This is a genomic window from Pseudomonas sp. PA-6-3C, assembly GCF_021605825.1.
Taxonomy (GTDB): domain Bacteria; phylum Pseudomonadota; class Gammaproteobacteria; order Pseudomonadales; family Pseudomonadaceae; genus Aquipseudomonas; species Aquipseudomonas edaphica.
The window spans coordinates 66,578-82,878 of sequence record NZ_WKDV01000021.1; the positions used below are offsets into that span (position 1 = coordinate 66,578).

Consider the following 16,301-nt stretch of genomic DNA (forward strand, 5'->3'; position numbering starts at 1 on the left):
TTGAATGCTTACAGCAAATCGTATTGTTTGAGCTTTTTGCGCAAGGTGCCACGGTTGAGGCCCAGCAGCTCACTGGCTTTGGTCTGGTTGCCCTTGACGTAGTTCATCACGCTTTCGAGCAACGGCGCCTCGACTTCGGAGAGCACCAGGTTGTACACGTCCGTGACGGAAGCGCCCTCAAGGTGGGCGAAATAATTGTGCAGCGCCTTCTCGACACTCCCACGAAGGGTCTGACCTTCTTCGCTCGGCGTGTTCAGGTGCTGTTTCAAATTGACGTTGTCGCTCACGGGTGCTGTTCCACTCACTAAAGTCTCGGTCATCATCGTCATGCGGCCACCCCCTCTCCATCCCCTGTTCCCAGGCTCTTGTCACGTTCGGCGAAGAACTCACGAACGGTGGCGACCTGTGCCTGCGTTTCATCCAAACGATTGAACTGAGCGCGGAATTCCTTGGCGCCCGGCAAGGTGGCGAGATACCAGCCGACATGCTTGCGAGCAATGCGTACTCCCATCACGTCTCCATAGAAGGCGTGCAGGGCGGCCAGATGCTCTAGCAGAATACGTTCCACCTCGATCAACTCCGGTGCCGGCAAGACTTCGCCGGTACGCAGAAAGTGTTCGATCTCACGAAAAATCCATGGCCGCCCCTGGGCGGCCCGGCCAATCAACAAGCCATCGGCACCGGTTGCGTGCAGCACGCGCCGGGCTTTCTCGGCTGAGTCGATATCGCCATTGGCAAAGACCGGCATCGACACCGCCTGCTTGATCGCGGCAATGGTGTCGTACTCAGCTTCACCTGTGTAAAGGTCGGCGCGGGTGCGGCCATGCACCGCCAGCGCTGTAATCCCGGCCTGTTCAGCGATCTTCGCCACTGTCAGGCCATTTTTGTTGTCCCGGTCCCAGCCGGTACGAATCTTCAGGGTGACCGGCACATCCACTGCGGCGACAACGGCCTGCAGGATCTCGGCTACCAACTGCTCATCTTTCAACAATGCGGAACCGGCGGCCTTGTTGCAGACCTTCTTGGCCGGGCAGCCCATGTTGATGTCGATGATCTGTGCGCCCAACTCCACGTTGGCTCGGGCCGCATCTGCCAGCATTTGCGCATCACCCCCGGCGATCTGCACCGAGCGGGGCTCGGGATCACCTTCGTGGATCATGCGCATCCGCGATTTGCGGGTGTTCCACAAGCTCATGTCGCTGGTGACCATTTCAGAGACTACTAGACCCGCGCCCAAACGCTTGCACAGCTGACGAAAGGGCTGGTCGGTGACGCCCGCCATCGGGGCGAGGATCAAGCCGTTTTGCAATGTGTATGGGCCGATGCGTACCGCCGACATAGGACTTCCCTGTTGTGGGGCCGGATCATTAGAGTTCGAAAAAGGGTTGGCATGATACCCGCTCTCGATGACTGGATAAAGGCTGAATTGGATAAAATCTGAACAGTTATTTCTTTATCGCCGCCGGTTTGGTTGCGCAGCGCAAAGTCAATAATTTGCCGTCAAACCTCAGAACCTGCGCCGGTTCACTCGGGCGAGTGAAAACTCAGGCTGTAATTCACCGCTTTATTGCCTGGGTCAAGGATATCCAGGGAGATGTGGATCGGTGTCTGCGATGGCATTTCGCTGACGCCGGCCAATTCGCCGCTCAGGTATTCGCCGGGTTTGAAGCGACGACTGGCGATCAGATTGCCGTTCATGTCGGCGAAACGCAGTTCCAGCAACGGAAAGGGCTGGGAAAACGTCGCCCGGTTATAGATGATCGCATCCACCACCAGCGCCCCGGCAAACTCCGGGTTGCTGCGCACCACCAGGTTGCTGCTCTTGATATGGGCGATATCGACCCGCGACGGCACCGTGCAACCCAGTGACGGGCACAGCTGCTGAAACCATGGGCGGTAGGCATCCTGGCGGGCCAGGTCGTCGAATTGATACGCGATGTACTGGCCTGCAAGGCCTGCGGCGGCGATGAGCACCAGCAGCATCCAGATCAGGCGGCGGCCCCAGCCGGACGGGCGCTTTTGGGCGTAAAGGTGCAGCGGGTCGTCTTCCAGGTCCTGGAGTACGTCATCGTGAACACTTGGCTCGGGGCGCGTGCGCTTGCGACGCGGTTGCGGGCGATCTTCGGGTTCCGGTTCGTCCAGGGCCTGGGTCAAGGGCGTGAACGGCGGGTCGATATCGTCATCTTCAACGTGGGGCGCCGAGCGTAGTGGCGGTTCATCGTCGATGTCGTCAAGGCGAAACGACATGGAGGGTTCGGTGCGCTGGCGTGTCGCAGTGGCCGGCTCTGGCTCTGGCTCTGGCTCGTCCTCGGGCGCTGGGGTGCGCTCCTCGGGCGGTTCACTGAACAGGCTGGCGGCCCACTGTTCTTCTTCGGCCTTGGCAGTGCCGCGCGTAGCGCTCAGGGCATCTTCAGGCTGGCGACGGTCAGCCGGTGCCTGACGACGCTCCAGCTTGGCCAGTTCTTCGTCCAGGTCCAGGTTGTCCAGATCCAGGTTGTCCAGGTCCAGTTCTTCGGCGTTCCACTGCTTCTGGCTGATGGCCCGTGGGGCCTCGGCGGTCGGCTCAGTGGCCTTCTCGGCAACGGCCGGCTGCTCAGGCGCAGGCACCTGGCCGCGCTGCTCCAGCAACTGGCGAGCGGCGTTGAACACTTGCAGGCACGAGCCGCAGCGCACCACGCCGCGGGCCACACTCAGTTGTGCGTGGCTGACGCGAAAACGGGCTTGGCAGTGTGGGCACTGGGTGACGAAACTGTCGGTCATGCGGCCATCCGATTCAGGCAAGCGCTCATTCTAGCGCCGACGACCACTGATGCGTACCCAGCCATCACGGTTGGCGATCGGGTCCAGTTCGAAATCCTTGGCGTAGGCAGCGGCCACGTCTTCGCCTTGCTCGGCGAGGATGCCCGACAGCGCCAGGCGCCCGCCCGGCTTGACCAGGCTCGACAGCTGCGGCGCCAACGACACCAGCGGGCCGGCGAGGATATTGGCCACCAGCACATCGGCCTGCACCTGGGGCAAATCTTCCGGCAGGTAGAGTGGGAATTTGCCTTCAGCAATGTTATTGCGCCCGGCGTTATCACGGGAAGCTTCCAGGGCTTGTACGTCGATATCGGTGCCGACCGCTTCCTTGGCGCCCAGCAGCAGCGCGGCAATCGCCAGGATCCCTGAGCCGCAGCCGAAATCCAGCACGTTGCAGTCGCTCAGGTCCTGGCCGTCCAGCCATTCCAGGCACAGCGCGGTGGTAGGGTGGGTGCCGGTGCCGAACGCCAGGCCCGGGTCCAGCAGCAAGTTGACGGCATTCGGCTCAGGCGCGGCGTGCCAGCTTGGCACGATCCACAGGCGCTGGCCGAAACGCATCGGCTGGAAGTTGTCCATCCAGCTGCGTTCCCAATCCTGGTCTTCGATCACTTCGCTGTGGTGCTCGGGCAGCGGGCTGCCGGTGAGCAGTTCCATGTGGGCCAGCACGGCGGCGGCATCGGTGCCGTCTTCGAACAGGGCCAGCAGATGGGTGTGGGACCACAGCGGCGTGGTATTGAGTTCCGGTTCGAAGATCGGCTGGTCTTCGGCGTCCATGAAGGTCACCGACACGGCGCCGACTTCGAGGAAAGCGTCTTCGTAGGTTTCGGCTTGTTCTGGGCTGATGGCGAGACGGACTTGCAGCCAAGGCATGGCGGGCACCTTTGAAAAAATGAGTGTGCGACGGCTGGGTCGCGAAAGCGCGCAAGTTTACGCGAGCGGCGAGTTTGTGGCGAGCGGGCTTATGTGGGAGCCAGCTCCCACACAAGCCAGCTCCCACACAAGCCCGCACACATGGGGGCGGCGGTGTTCTTGCGGGCCCACAAACAACAAAGCCGCCCGAAGGCGGCTTTGTTGGGTGGAGCACTTACTGGTTGGCCAGCTTGTGTTCCAGGTAGTGAATGTTCACACCACCTTCGCAGAAGCCTTCATCGCGTACCAGATCCCGATGCAGCGGGATGTTGGTCTTGATGCCGTCTACCACGATTTCGTCCAGGGCATTGCGCATACGGGCCATGGCCTCGTCGCGGGTGGCGCCCCAGGTGATCAGCTTGCCGATCAGCGAGTCGTAGTTGGACGGAACCTTGTAGCCGCTGTACAGGTGCGAATCCACACGCACGCCGTTGCCGCCCGGCGCGTGGAAATGCTTGACCAGGCCAGGGCTTGGGATAAAGGTTTTCGGGTCTTCGGCGTTGATCCGGCACTCCAGGGAGTGGCCGTGGATCTTGACGTCGTCCTGGGTGAAGGACAGCACGTTGCCGGCGGCGATGCTCAGCATCTCCTTGACGATGTCGATACCGGTGACCATCTCCGAAACCGGATGCTCTACCTGCACACGAGTGTTCATCTCGATGAAGTAGAAGCGGCCGTTCTCGTAGAGGAACTCAAAGGTACCGGCGCCACGGTAGTTGATGTCGATGCACGCCTTGACGCAGCGAGCCAGTACTTCCTGGCGCGCGGTTTCGTCCAGGCCCGGTGCCGGTGCCTCTTCCAGTACCTTCTGGTGACGACGTTGCAGCGAGCAATCGCGGTCGCCCAGGTGGATGGCGTGGCCCTGGCCGTCGGACAGTACCTGCACTTCCACGTGACGTGGGTTGGTCAGGTACTTCTCCAGGTAGACCATCGGGTTGCCGAACCAGGCAGCCGCTTCGGAGCGGGTCTGCTTGGCAGCTTCGATCAGGTCTTCTTCTTTGTGCACCACACGCATGCCGCGACCACCACCGCCACCGGCGGCCTTGATGATCACCGGGTAACCGACTTCGCGACCAATGCGCAGGGCGGTTGCCTCGTCTTCCGGCAGTGGGCCGTCGGAACCTGGAACGGTTGGCACGCCGGCTGCGATCATGGCGTCCTTGGCCGAAACCTTGTCGCCCATCAGGCGGATGGTTTCGGCTTTAGGGCCGATGAAGGCGAAGCCGGATTTTTCCACCTGTTCGGCGAAATCGGCGTTTTCCGCGAGGAAGCCGTAGCCTGGGTGGATGCCATCAGCGCCGGTCACTTCAGCGGCCGCGATGATGTTCGAGACTTTCAGGTACGAGTTCGTGGCCAGTGGCGGGCCGATGCAAATGCTTTCGTCCGCCAGTTTCACGTGCATCAATTCGGTATCGGCCGTCGAGTAAACAGCGACGGTCTTGATGCCCTCTTCCTTACAGGCGCGCAGGATACGCAGCGCGATCTCGCCGCGGTTGGCGATCAGGACTTTTTGCAGTTTCTTCGCAGGTTTCAACATCGAAGGCGCTCCGCGGTTCAAACGATGGTGAACAGCGGCTGGTCGTACTCAACCGGCTGACCGTTTTCTACCAGGATGGATTCGATGACGCCGGCTTTTTCAGCGGTGATGTGGTTCATCATTTTCATCGCTTCAACGATGCAGATGGTGTCGCCCACTTTCACGGTTGCGCCGACTTCAACGAAGGCTGGCGAGGTCGGTGCCGGGGTGCGGTAGAAAGTACCGACCATTGGCGACTTGACCACGAAGCCGTTCAGCGCAGGCGCGGCTGGGGCGGCAGGTGCAGCGGCAGCAGCCGGGGCGGCGGCAGGTGCGGCAGCCGGAGCAGGTGCTTGCATCTGTGGCGCGTAGAACTGTTGAGCCGGGGTCTTGCTGTGGCGGCTGATCCGTACGGACTCTTCGCCTTCCTTGATTTCCAGCTCGTCGATACCGGATTCTTCCAGCAGTTCGATCAGTTTCTTAACTTTACGGATATCCATGAATCATCAACTCCCAAGGGTCGGTCAGGGGCGCTTGGCCGGTTGTTCAAGTTGTTCCAGGGCGGCCTCCAGGGCCAGTCGGTAACCGCTGGCGCCAAGGCCGCAGATCACACCTACCGCTACGTCGGAGAAGTAGGAGTGATGGCGGAAAGCTTCGCGTTTGTGCACGTTCGACAAATGCACTTCGATAAATGGGATGCTCACCGCCAGCAGCGCGTCACGTAATGCAACACTTGTATGCGTAAAAGCGGCGGGATTGATCAGGATAAAGTCCACGCCTTCGCCACGCGCGGCATGGATGCGATCAATCAATTCGTACTCGGCATTGCTTTGCAGGTACAGCAAATGGTGGCCGGCTTCACGCGCCCGGCGTTCCAGATCAAGGTTGATCTGTTCCAGGGTCACCGCCCCGTAGACACCCGGTTCACGGGTACCGAGCAGGTTCAGGTTGGGTCCGTGAAGAACCAGTAAGGTCGCCATCGGCTGTTCCTTGTTATTGATGTGGGTGCGTCAGAACCCGGCGACTATGCCGCAAAGCCTTTGTGACTGTCCAGTTCTATGCAGTAGGCGGCACGATTAGCGATGATTGCGCAAAATTTGTGACTGTGAGGCTGGATTTGGTCAGTGATTGATCGTTCCCACGCTCCGCGTGGGAATGCCGCCCCGGACGCTCCGCGTCCCGCTCTAAAGTCGTGACGCGGAGCGTCACAGGATGCATGACCACGCAGAGCGTGGGCACGATCTCGATCGCATTAAACGCGAAACGCCTGCACGGCAGTGTTCAGTTGCCCACCCAGTTCCAACAGATGCTCACCCTGGCTGCGGCCTTGGCCGATTCGCAGCAGATTATCCTCGCCCAGCTGGTGAATCCGCTCGCTGTTGTCACGAATCTCACTGACGGCGCCACTCTGCTGCGCGGTCACATCGGCGATGCGCACGGCAGTGTCGGAAATGGTCTGGATCGCCCCGACGATTTCATCCAGCGCGCCGTCGGCCGCCTGGGCCTGCTGGGCGGTGGCTTCGGCGTGTTCGACCTGCGCGCGCATGCCCTGCACCGACTGATGGGCGGCGCTTTGCAGGCCGGTGATCAAACCCTGGATTTCAGCGGTGGCGCCCGCCGTGCGCTGGGCCAGGGTGCGCACTTCGTCAGCCACCACGGCAAACCCACGCCCGGCTTCCCCGGCGCGCGCAGCCTCGATGGCGGCGTTGAGGGCCAGCAGGTTGGTCTGGTCGGCAATCGAGCGAATCACGGTGAGCACGCCGCCGATGGTGGCGGATTCTTCCGCGAGTTTTTCGATCATCTGCGCATTTTGCTGCACTTCACCCACCAGTGCGTGCAAGCCGGTGAGGCTCAGGCCGATCACCCGTTGGCCCTGTTCCACGGCCAGGCCTGCACTACGGCTGGCACCGGCGGCCTGGCTGGCATCGCCGGCCACTTGCTGAATGGTGGCTTCCAGCTCGCCCAGGGAATCGCGGATCTGCGCGGTATCGCCGGCCTGACGCTCGGCCCCGTCGTGCAGGCCGCTGCTCAGCTCGGCCAGGGCGCGGCTGCTGCCGGCGACTTGTTCGGCATTTGCGCGAATGGTGCCCACCAGGTCCACCAGGTAAGCGCGCAAGCGGTTCAGCGAGGCTTCAATATCGTGCAGTTCGCGGTTGGTCTTGCCCAGCGCAATCGGCTGGCTGAAATCACCTTCGGCCCAGGTCGACAGGGCGGGCGCGAGGTTGGTCAGCACCCGCGCCAGGCGCCGTTGCAGGGTGTCGATCAGCAGGGCAATCAGCAGGATCAGGCCGATCATCACGCCTTGTAACAGGCGAACTTCGCCCTGGATCCTGGCGTGTTGGGCGCGTACCACCGGCTCCAGGCCGGAGATGGCCTGTTGCACGGCGGCGATTTTTAAATGAGTGGCGGCGGCCAGTGCGGTGCGCTGCTGGATTTGCTCGCGGGTACGCTTGAGTTCGGCGGGGTAGCGGGTCAACAGGCTGTTGAGTTCGCGCTTGAGGTCGACCCCGGTGTCCTGAACTTCGGCTTTCTCGCTGTTTTCAAGGCCCATCATGGCGGAAAAATCATCGGCGCTGGATTCACTGCTGGCCTTGACACCAAGCAATGGCAACCCCGCCAACACGTCGGCCTGAGTGCGGATACTGGCGACCTCGCGCTCCACGTCATCGGCCAACTCCGCGCGCCCGCTGCTGACCAGTTTGTCGCGGGCCAGGGACAGTTTGCCCAGGTGCTGGGACGCGGCCAGCAAGGGCGGCAGGTAGCGAGCGGCGTCTGGTGAGTTGACGCCCGTGGCGTATTGGCTCAGTTGCTCAAGGTTCGCGCCCAGCTCACGTTCGGCTTGCAGCAACAGGGCTTGCGGGTCGCCCGCCAGTTTGCCGGCGGCGAGCAGGTCGGTTTTGCTGAAGGTGTCCAGATCCACCAGGCTGGGGCGCAGGTTTTGCCCAAGTTCTGCCGGCAATTCGTCAAGGTGCTGCAACAGGTTTTCCAGGCTTTGACTGGCGCTGCTCAAACGCAGGGCATCGCCGCTGGAGAGGTAATCATCAATGTTGCGTGCGGCCTGGTTCTGAAAGGTCTGCGACAGGCCCAGGTAGCGTTCCATCAGCAGATAAGGCCGTTCCAGCGCACGTTGCGACCACCATAGCGTCGCTCCAAGGGCCAGGCACACGGCCACCAGCAGAAGGGTATTGAGATTGGTCAGCAGCTTCAGGCGCATGCGTGGTTTCAACCGACAGCAAAAGATAAGTGCCTGAAGTTATTGCGTTTCCATTACAAAGTTATGACGGATTCGGTGGATTCCGGTGAAAAGGTGGCACTTTGCTTTGATGTACGAGCGGCTTGCACGCGGTTGCGTCCTGCGTCCTTGGCGCGGTACAGCGCCTCGTCGGCCTGGGCAGCCATCATCAGGCTGTCGGAGCCGTCGCACAGCTCTACCAGCCCGGCGCTGAAGGTGCACCATAAATCCTGCGGCTGGGCCGGATAGTGAATTTCGGCAAAGCGCCCACGGATTTCGTCCAATACCTTGCAGGCCGACTCCAGGTCGGTGTCGGGCATCACGATGGCGAACTCTTCGCCGCCGTAGCGCCCGATGTAGTCGGTCTTGCGCAGGCGTTGCTTGAGAAACAGCGCCAGGCTCTTGATCACGCGGTCGCCCATGGGGTGGCCGTGGCTGTCGTTGACGCGCTTGAAGTGGTCGATGTCGAGCATCGCAAAGCTCAGTGGCTTGTTCTCGCGGCGGGCGCGGAAGCTGCAGTCTTCGAGCAATTGCAGGATATGGGTGTGGTTGTACAACCCGGTCAGGCTGTCGCGCACCATTCGCGCCTTGAGGTTACGGGCACGGGCGGCTCGGTTGCGCACGGTGGTGATCAGGTGGCGCGGCTTGATCGGCTTGGTGAGGAAGTCGTCGCCGCCTTCGCTCATGGCGTCCAGTTGTTTATCCAGGTCGTCTTCGGCCGACAGGTAGATGATCGGCACACTGACGTAACGGTCGTTGTGGCGAATCACCTTGGCCAGTTCGGTGCCGGTACAGGCAGGCATATACATGTCGAGGATGATCAGGTCCGGCTGGAAATCCGCCAGTTCGGCCATGGCCTGGATCGGTTCGATCAAGGTGCGCGTGACGATGCCGGCGCTGTTGAGCAGGCGCTCGGTGTGCAGCGCTTGTGCCCGCGAGTCATCGATGATCAGCACTTTATAAGGTTCGTACTGCGCGACGCAGGTCAGCACTTCAATCTTTTCCAAGAGGCTCGACGCTTCCAGGGTGCCGGTGAGGAACTCCTGGCCACCGGCGCGCACGGCGGCCAGGCGCGTTGGCGTGTCGGTTTCGTGCAAGCTGAAAAACAGCAGCGGCAGCTTTTGCTCGAGGCCTTCCTGGGCTTCGGCGGCCAACTTGAGGCCCAGGCCCGCCCCGCAGAAGTCCACATCCATCACAATCGCCGACGGCAGGCGCTCGGCGAGGGAGGCACGAAACGCCGGCACACTGTCCAGGGACTGGGCGCTCATGCCAAAGAATTCCAACTGCTTGGCCAGGCGTTCGGCGCGGTCGTGATCGGCCAGCATCACGTAGATGGGCTTGCGCATCGGCGGCAGTAAGGTTTGTTCCAGCTGATCACCCTGGCGCAGACCGGTGCGGGACAGGCGTTGCATCAGGCGGTTGAGTTCGGTGATGACCTGGCTGCTCAGCCGGCCGCGATTTTCGTCCACCACCTTGAGCGATTCGCCGATGTGTCGTGCCAGTTGGCCGTGTTCCGGCTGTTCGAAACGCTCGGCAAAGCGCAGCAGGCGCAGGTTGGCTTCGCTGAGTTCGGACAAATCGGTGTTCGACCATTCGCTGCGTTGCAGGCGTTGCCAGATCTCAAGAATTTGACGTGCCTGATGAATTACCCGCTGGGCAAAATGGTGCTTGAGACGCTCACGGCTGGGGTCTTCTGGCTCGGTCATATCCTGACTACTAGTGAGGGTGCATGCTGAGGTCGACTGATGGCTCTATGCTAGCACCTCTTTTCTGTTGCATGAGTGTCATACGTCAATTAAGTGCAAGTCTTGGGGATTCAGTTACCGACCCAATGGTCACGCTGCGTAAAAAGCGTGCATCCTTTATAGTCGAACGTCTCCCACCTGCCACTTTCGGTTAAAAGCCCCGCGCCGATGGGCACGATGGGGTAGGGTTGTGGTCGGAGTGTTTGACCGCACCCGGACAATTGACGTGCATGAACTCAAGTGATTGAAAGGATATCGCCATGCTGGACTGGAAAAACCGTGCAGGCAGTGCCAAAGGCCCCGCCCCTGAGCCAAAGTCGACCCAACGCGGCTACTTTCGCAACCTGCTGATGAGCAAAGCGCTGCTCAGCGTGCTGGCCTTGTACCTGTTGGTCACCGGCGGCCTGGGTTGGTACTGGAGCGAAGAGCCGGCGCTGTTCCCGGTCCAGCAAAACGCCCAGCTTGCCGCCGAGAAGGAAGGCAAGCAGATGGTGATTGGCTACACCACCGTCGAAACCCTCAAGACCGTGGTCGGCACCTTGCTGAACAAGCCTGGTGGCTACATTTCCAACGACCGTTTCCCGCCAGGCCTGTGGATGGATAACATGCCGAGCTGGGAATATGGCGTGCTGGTGCAGGTGCGTGACCTGACCCGCGCCTTGCGTAAAGACTTCGCCCGTTCACAGTCGCAGTCGGCTGAAGACGCGGATTTGGCCAAGGCTGAACCGCGCTTTAACTTCGACAACAAGAGCTGGGTGCTGCCGTCCAGCGAGTCGGAATACCAGGAAGGCATCAACTCCCTGAGCCGCTACGAGGCACGACTGTCCGACCCGAACCAGAAGGGCGCGCTGTTCTATGCCCGCGCCGACAACCTGAACAACTGGCTGGGTGATGTCGCCACGCGCCTGGGTTCGTTGTCGCAACGCCTGTCGGCCAGTGTGGGTCGGGTGAAGCTCAACACCGCACTGAAAACCGAAGCCCTGGCGCCGGGTGAAGTGCCGCAGGTCGATGAAGAAGTGGTGGAAACCCCATGGATGCAGATCGACAACGTGTTCTACGAAGCCCGTGGCCAGGCGTGGGCCTTGTCTCACCTGTTGCGCGCGATTGAAGTCGACTTCGCCGACGTGCTGGCCAAGAAAAACGCCACCGTCAGCGTGCGTCAGATCATTCGCGAGTTGGAAGCCTCGCAGGAGCCGGTGTGGAGCCCTATGATTCTTAACGGCAGTGGCTTTGGCATCCTCGCCAACCACTCGTTGGTCATGGCCAACTATATTTCCCGGGCAAACGCTGCAGTGATCGACTTGCGTCAGCTCCTCAACCAGGGGTAATGATGGACGCTTCTCAAAAGGAGGTCGCACACCGTGTGGCCTCTGATGCTGAACTGATCTGCTGGGTGGACGAGCAGGACAACCTGCTCGGCGACCTTGTCAGGTCCGACCTGCGCCAGCGCGGCCTGATCGGCCGTTGCACCTTTATCTTCCTGTTCAACTCCGCCGGTGAACTGTGTGTGCATCGACGCACCCTGAGCAAAGCCCTGTATCCCGGCTTTTGGGACACGGCGGCAGGTGGCATGGTGGCGGCGGGCGAGACCTACGCGGTTTCGGCTGCCCGTGAGCTGGAAGAGGAACTCGGCGTGGGCGGTGTGGAACTGGTCGAGCACGACCACTTCTACTTTGAGGAGGAGGGCAGCCGGCTGTGGTGCAAATCTTACTCGGCAGTCTGGGATGGCCCATTGCGCTTACAGCCCGAGGAGGTCATGGAAGCGCGGTTTCTGCCCATTGAAACGGTCCTGCAGGAAGCTCAACAAAAGCCTTACTGCCCGGATGCTCAAGAGGGCTTGCGGCGCTATCTGGCCTCACGTCGCTAAAGTTGCATAAATTGGCGCTATTTGGCTCTTAGCAAGGCGGCTTTTTGCCGTTACACTGCGCGCCTTTTCACCCGAACCGCCTTGGCGTTTCGGTAGCGCTGCCCCTGCCTGAGTGGGGCTTCGCGGTCGGTAAGCTGCCTTTTGTAACGAGAGCCGGGTTCCGATCAGTCTTTGTCCTCCCAAGAGGATTGCCGGTGGCCAAAAAAGCCGCATCCTTCGCCGCCCTTGGTGGCCTGGTATTTTCCACCGACGCAGGTCGACACTGCCCGGACTGTCGTCAGCCCGTGGATTCGTGTACCTGCAAACAGACCCTGATCCCTGAAGGCGACGGCATTGCCCGCGTACGACGCGAGAGCAAAGGCCGTGGCGGCAAGACGGTGACTACCATCACTGGCGTGCCTTTGGCTGAAGAAGCCCTGAAGGAACTGGCTACCACGCTGAAAAAGCGCTGTGGCACCGGTGGCGCGTTGAAAGACGGTGTCATCGAGATCCAGGGCGATCACGTCGAGTTGCTGTTGGCCGAGCTGATCAAGCTGGGTTACAAAGCGAAGAAATCCGGCGGCTAGCAGCCTCTGTGAAACCCACCCCGATGGCCCTTTGCTGAACGCAAACTGTCGTCTCCATGGTTTTCACAGAGCCTGTTCCTGACCGGTGTCTAAACTCTGTCCTGCGAGTGGGGTCTACCTTCCTTACAGGCAAATCGTCATTTTCATTCTTTAGACTTCGCCAGCCTTGCAAGAAGGGCGTGGTGATCTTCGACTTTATATAGGGGACTTCGATGTCCGTACGACGCACACGCAAAGACGATGGCAGCCAATGGACAGTTGCGGACAGCCGCAGTGTTTATGGGATTCGCCATTGGGGGGCCGGATATTTCGCGATCAATGATGCCGGTCGCGTTGAAGTCCGTCCGAACGGCCCGAACAGCACGCCGGTTGATCTCTACGAGCAAGTCGACGAGCTGCGCAAAAGCGGCCTGTCCTTGCCGCTGCTGGTGCGTTTCCCCGACATCCTGCAAGACCGTGTACGCCAACTGACCGGTGCGTTCGATTCGAACATCGAGCGCCTGGAATACCAGAGCAAGTACACCGCGCTGTACCCGATCAAGGTGAACCAGCAGGAAGCGGTGATCGAGAACATCATCGCCACCCAGAACGTGTCGATCGGCCTGGAAGCCGGCTCCAAGCCTGAGCTGTTGGCCGTGCTGGCCCTGGCGCCGAAGGGCGGCACCATCGTCTGCAACGGTTACAAGGACCGTGAGTTCATCCGCCTCGCGCTGATGGGCCAGAAGCTTGGTCACAATGTGTTTATCGTGATCGAGAAAGAATCCGAAGTCGGCCTGGTGATCGAAGAGGCTGCGAGCCTCAAGGTCAAGCCGCAGGTTGGCCTGCGTGTGCGTTTGTCGTCGCTGGCGTCGAGCAAATGGGCCGACACCGGTGGCGAGAAGTCCAAGTTCGGTTTGTCGGCGGCGCAATTGCTGTCGGTGGTCGAGCGCTTCCGCGCTGCCGGCCTGGACCAGGGCATCCGCCTGCTGCACTTCCACATGGGTTCGCAGATCGCCAACCTGGCCGACTACCAGCACGGGTTCAAGGAAGCCATTCGTTACTACGGCGAACTGCGCAACCTCGGCCTGCCGGTCGACCACATCGACGTGGGCGGTGGCCTGGGCGTGGACTACGACGGCACGCACTCGCGTAATGCCAGCTCGATCAACTACGACATGGACGATTACGCCGGTGTAGTGGTGGGCATGCTCAAGGAATTCTGCGACGCGCAGAGCCTGCCGCACCCGCACATCTTCTCCGAAAGCGGCCGCTCCCTGACCGCCCACCACGCCATGCTGGTGGTACAGGTCACCGACGTTGAAAAACACAACGACGACGTGCCGCAGATCGAGAACAAGGAAAGCCTGCCGGAAACCGTGCAGTGGCTGGTGGACCTGCTGGGCCCGACCGACATCGAAATGGTCACCGAGACGTATTGGCGCGCCACTCACTACATGAGCGACGTGGCTACCCAGTACGCCGACGGCAAGCTGACGCTGGCCGAAAAAGCCCTGGCCGAACAGTGTTACTTCGCCGTGTGCCGTCGCCTGCATAACTCGCTCAAAGCCCGCCAGCGCTCGCACCGCCAAGTGCTGGACGAGCTCAACGACAAGCTGGCCGACAAGTACATCTGCAACTTCTCGGTATTCCAAAGCTTGCCGGATACCTGGGCGATCGGCCAGGTGCTGCCGATTCTGCCGCTGCACCGTCTCGACGAAGAGCCGCTGCGCCGCGCCGTGCTGCAAGACCTGACCTGCGACTCCGACGGCAAGATCAAGCAATACGTCGACGAGCAGAGCATCGAGACCAGCCTGCCGGTGCATGGCTTGAACGAAGGCGAAGATTACTTGCTGGGCATCTTCCTGGTCGGCGCTTACCAGGAAATTCTCGGTGACATGCACAACCTGTTCGGTGACACCGATTCGGTGAACATCTACCAGCGTGAAGACGGTTCGGTGTACAGCGCCGGGATCGAGACTCACGACACCATCGAAGACATGCTGCGCTACGTGCACTTGTCGCCGGAGGAGTTGATGACGCACTACCGTGACAAGTGCGCCAGCGCGAAGATCAGTGCCAGCGAGCGTACGCAGTTCCTGGATGCGTTGCGTCTGGGGCTGACGCGTTCGTCCTACCTGTCCTCGTAAGTACACTGCTCCCAGGCTGACAAGGATCTCAAAGTGACAGAGATTCAGTGTGGGAGCGGGCTTGCCCGCGATGGCGGTGTATCAGTCCGCACATTCAGGGCTGACACACCGCCATCGCAGGCAAGCCAGCTCCCACATTTGGATTTTCGTTTGGTCGTACCTTCTGTGTGAGGTCTGAACGATGTCGAGCAAATGGCTGCAAGCGTTAACCCTGGCAGTCGCCGCATTCCTCTCGGCCTGCTCGCCGATCAAAGTGCTCAACGCACTGACCCCTTCCAGCACGTTCACCAAAACCTCATCGATTGCCTACGGCCCTGACCCGCGCCAGAGGCTCGATGTCTATCGCCCTGTCACCGCCTTGCCCAACGCCCCGGTCGTGGTGTTTTTCTACGGCGGCAGCTGGAACAGCGGCTCCAAGGATGATTACGGTTTCGTTGGCGAAGCCCTGGCTTCACGCGGCATTGTGGTGGTCGTCGCGGACTACCGGCTCTATCCGCAAGTGCGTTACCCCGCTTTTCTCCAGGACGGCGCCCAAGCGGTGGCCTGGACTCATCAGCACATCGCCGAATATGGCGCCGACCCCAAGCAGCTCTACCTGATGGGCCATAGCTCCGGCGCGTACAACGCCTCGATGCTGGCGCTGGATGCGCGTTGGCTCAAAGAAGTGAACCTGTCACCCTCGATGCTCAAGGGCTGGATCGGCCTGGCCGGGCCTTATGACTTCCTGCCGATTGAAAACCGCGATGTGCGCCCCGTGTTTTTCTTCCCGGACTCGCCGCCCGATTCCCAGCCCATCAACCACGTCAGTTACGACGCTCCACCAAGCCTGTTGATCGCCTCGGTGAGCGACACGCTGGTCAACCCCACGCGCAATACGGGCGGGTTGGCTAACAAGCTGCGTGAAGCGGGTGTGCCAGTCGAGGCGTTTTATTTCACCAGAACCAGCCACGCGACATTAGTGGCGTCCATTGCCAAGCCATTGCGCTGGCTGGCGCCGGTGCTGGATCGGGTCACGGCGTTTATTCGCTCCACTCCAGGCCAGTGAGGCTGGCTTTACCGGATTATCAGGGTGTACTGCGCTGAGCTCTCGGGGCTGGTTTCCTCCAGCGCTACAGACTGCAGCGTGTTTTGCGCTGAAGGGCTGACTGTCAGACTAGCGCTATTGTCCATCAGTGTTCGACCCTGGGGTGGCAGCGTCGCTCTTATGCCTTGTTGTGTCACGAAGAAGTGGAAATCCGTTTGATTCCAAACCTCCACGCCTTTCTGGATGGCGGGCTGCGCTGGGAGTGTTGACGGAGCGTCGTCCAGTTTGAGTGTCCATTCGCCCGTGTCCGGAGTGACGGGGGGAACCTGAACGGACGGCTCGGCGACGGCTTCGGCAGGGGGCTTGGCTGGTTTCTTCTTGGACGAGCGAATAGCAGCGGCGGCGATCAATGCGACCACTATCAACGCGCCGATAAGCAAGTAGGTGTTGTTACTCATGTGGGTTCTTCCTTGAGTGCAATAAGATCGCAGCCTTAAGCTGAAGGCTCTTCAGCGGC

14 protein-coding genes and 1 pseudogene are annotated in these 16,301 nt (G+C 60.8%); 5 read left to right on the plus strand and 10 right to left on the minus strand.

The window, feature by feature from the left end:
- Window positions 1-8 precede the first annotated feature (8 nt).
- From fis to GIW48_RS15850, 9 genes and pseudogenes are all read right to left on the minus strand, one after another.
- On the minus strand, window positions 9-329 hold the full coding sequence (gene fis / locus GIW48_RS15810; protein WP_003221275.1) for a DNA-binding transcriptional regulator Fis: 321 nt from the start codon (window positions 327-329) through the stop codon (window positions 9-11).
- On the minus strand, window positions 326-1,339 hold the full coding sequence (gene dusB, locus GIW48_RS15815; RefSeq protein WP_099548135.1) for a tRNA dihydrouridine synthase DusB: 1,014 nt from the start codon (window positions 1,337-1,339) through the stop codon (window positions 326-328). The genes fis and dusB overlap by 4 nt, the downstream gene beginning before the upstream one ends.
- A gap of 185 nt (window positions 1,340-1,524) precedes the next feature.
- Window positions 1,525-2,760, minus strand: coding sequence for a DUF3426 domain-containing protein (locus GIW48_RS15820; protein ID WP_236460621.1), 1,236 nt, complete (start codon window positions 2,758-2,760; stop codon window positions 1,525-1,527).
- A gap of 30 nt (window positions 2,761-2,790) precedes the next feature.
- Window positions 2,791-3,669, minus strand: coding sequence for a 50S ribosomal protein L11 methyltransferase (gene prmA / locus GIW48_RS15825; RefSeq protein WP_017136746.1), 879 nt, complete (start codon window positions 3,667-3,669; stop codon window positions 2,791-2,793).
- A 214-nt stretch (window positions 3,670-3,883) separates the two neighbouring features.
- Window positions 3,884-5,245 carry an acetyl-CoA carboxylase biotin carboxylase subunit gene (gene accC / locus GIW48_RS15830; RefSeq protein ID WP_017136745.1) on the minus strand — a complete coding sequence of 454 codons (1,362 nt, stop codon included), beginning with the start codon at window positions 5,243-5,245 and terminating at the stop codon, window positions 3,884-3,886.
- 17 nt (window positions 5,246-5,262) lie between these two features.
- Window positions 5,263-5,724 carry an acetyl-CoA carboxylase biotin carboxyl carrier protein gene (gene accB, locus GIW48_RS15835; protein WP_017136744.1) on the minus strand — a complete coding sequence of 154 codons (462 nt, stop codon included), beginning with the start codon at window positions 5,722-5,724 and terminating at the stop codon, window positions 5,263-5,265.
- Window positions 5,725-5,748: 24 nt separating this feature from the next.
- Window positions 5,749-6,204, minus strand: coding sequence for a type II 3-dehydroquinate dehydratase (gene aroQ / locus GIW48_RS15840; RefSeq protein WP_017136743.1), 456 nt, complete (start codon window positions 6,202-6,204; stop codon window positions 5,749-5,751).
- Window positions 6,205-6,476: 272 nt separating this feature from the next.
- A pseudogene (locus tag GIW48_RS29925) lies at window positions 6,477-6,992 on the minus strand (methyl-accepting chemotaxis protein); the annotation flags it as partial.
- A 1,499-nt stretch (window positions 6,993-8,491) separates the two neighbouring features.
- Window positions 8,492-10,162, minus strand: coding sequence for a response regulator (locus tag GIW48_RS15850; RefSeq protein WP_017136741.1), 1,671 nt, complete (start codon window positions 10,160-10,162; stop codon window positions 8,492-8,494).
- Window positions 10,163-10,551: 389 nt separating this feature from the next.
- Here GIW48_RS15850 and GIW48_RS15855 point away from each other — a divergent pair, with 389 nt between their 5' ends.
- The 5 genes from GIW48_RS15855 to GIW48_RS15875 all read left to right on the plus strand — a co-directional run bounded on the left by GIW48_RS15855 (window position 10,552) and on the right by GIW48_RS15875 (window position 15,805).
- Window positions 10,552-11,529 (plus strand): DUF2333 family protein, encoded by a 978-nt coding sequence (locus tag GIW48_RS15855; protein WP_370589438.1) that lies wholly within the window; start codon window positions 10,552-10,554, stop codon window positions 11,527-11,529.
- A 2-nt stretch (window positions 11,530-11,531) separates the two neighbouring features.
- Complete coding sequence (locus GIW48_RS15860; RefSeq protein ID WP_170040358.1) at window positions 11,532-12,068, plus strand: NUDIX hydrolase; 537 nt, start codon at window positions 11,532-11,534, stop codon at window positions 12,066-12,068.
- Between the two features lie 194 nt (window positions 12,069-12,262).
- The gene (locus GIW48_RS15865; RefSeq protein WP_012722004.1) at window positions 12,263-12,634 is read left to right on the plus strand and encodes a translation initiation factor Sui1; all 372 of its coding nucleotides are present in this window, start codon (window positions 12,263-12,265) and stop codon (window positions 12,632-12,634) included.
- Window positions 12,635-12,846: 212 nt separating this feature from the next.
- Window positions 12,847-14,760: an arginine decarboxylase gene (gene speA, locus GIW48_RS15870; protein ID WP_017136738.1), complete on the plus strand. Its 1,914-nt coding sequence runs from the start codon at window positions 12,847-12,849 to the stop codon at window positions 14,758-14,760.
- Window positions 14,761-14,941: 181 nt separating this feature from the next.
- Window positions 14,942-15,805: an alpha/beta hydrolase gene (locus GIW48_RS15875; RefSeq protein ID WP_236460622.1), complete on the plus strand. Its 864-nt coding sequence runs from the start codon at window positions 14,942-14,944 to the stop codon at window positions 15,803-15,805.
- 8 nt (window positions 15,806-15,813) lie between these two features.
- Here the strand turns inward: GIW48_RS15875 and GIW48_RS15880 are convergent, their stop codons facing one another.
- Window positions 15,814-16,242, minus strand: coding sequence for a hypothetical protein (locus GIW48_RS15880; RefSeq protein ID WP_236460623.1), 429 nt, complete (start codon window positions 16,240-16,242; stop codon window positions 15,814-15,816).
- Window positions 16,243-16,301: the final 59 nt, after the last annotated feature.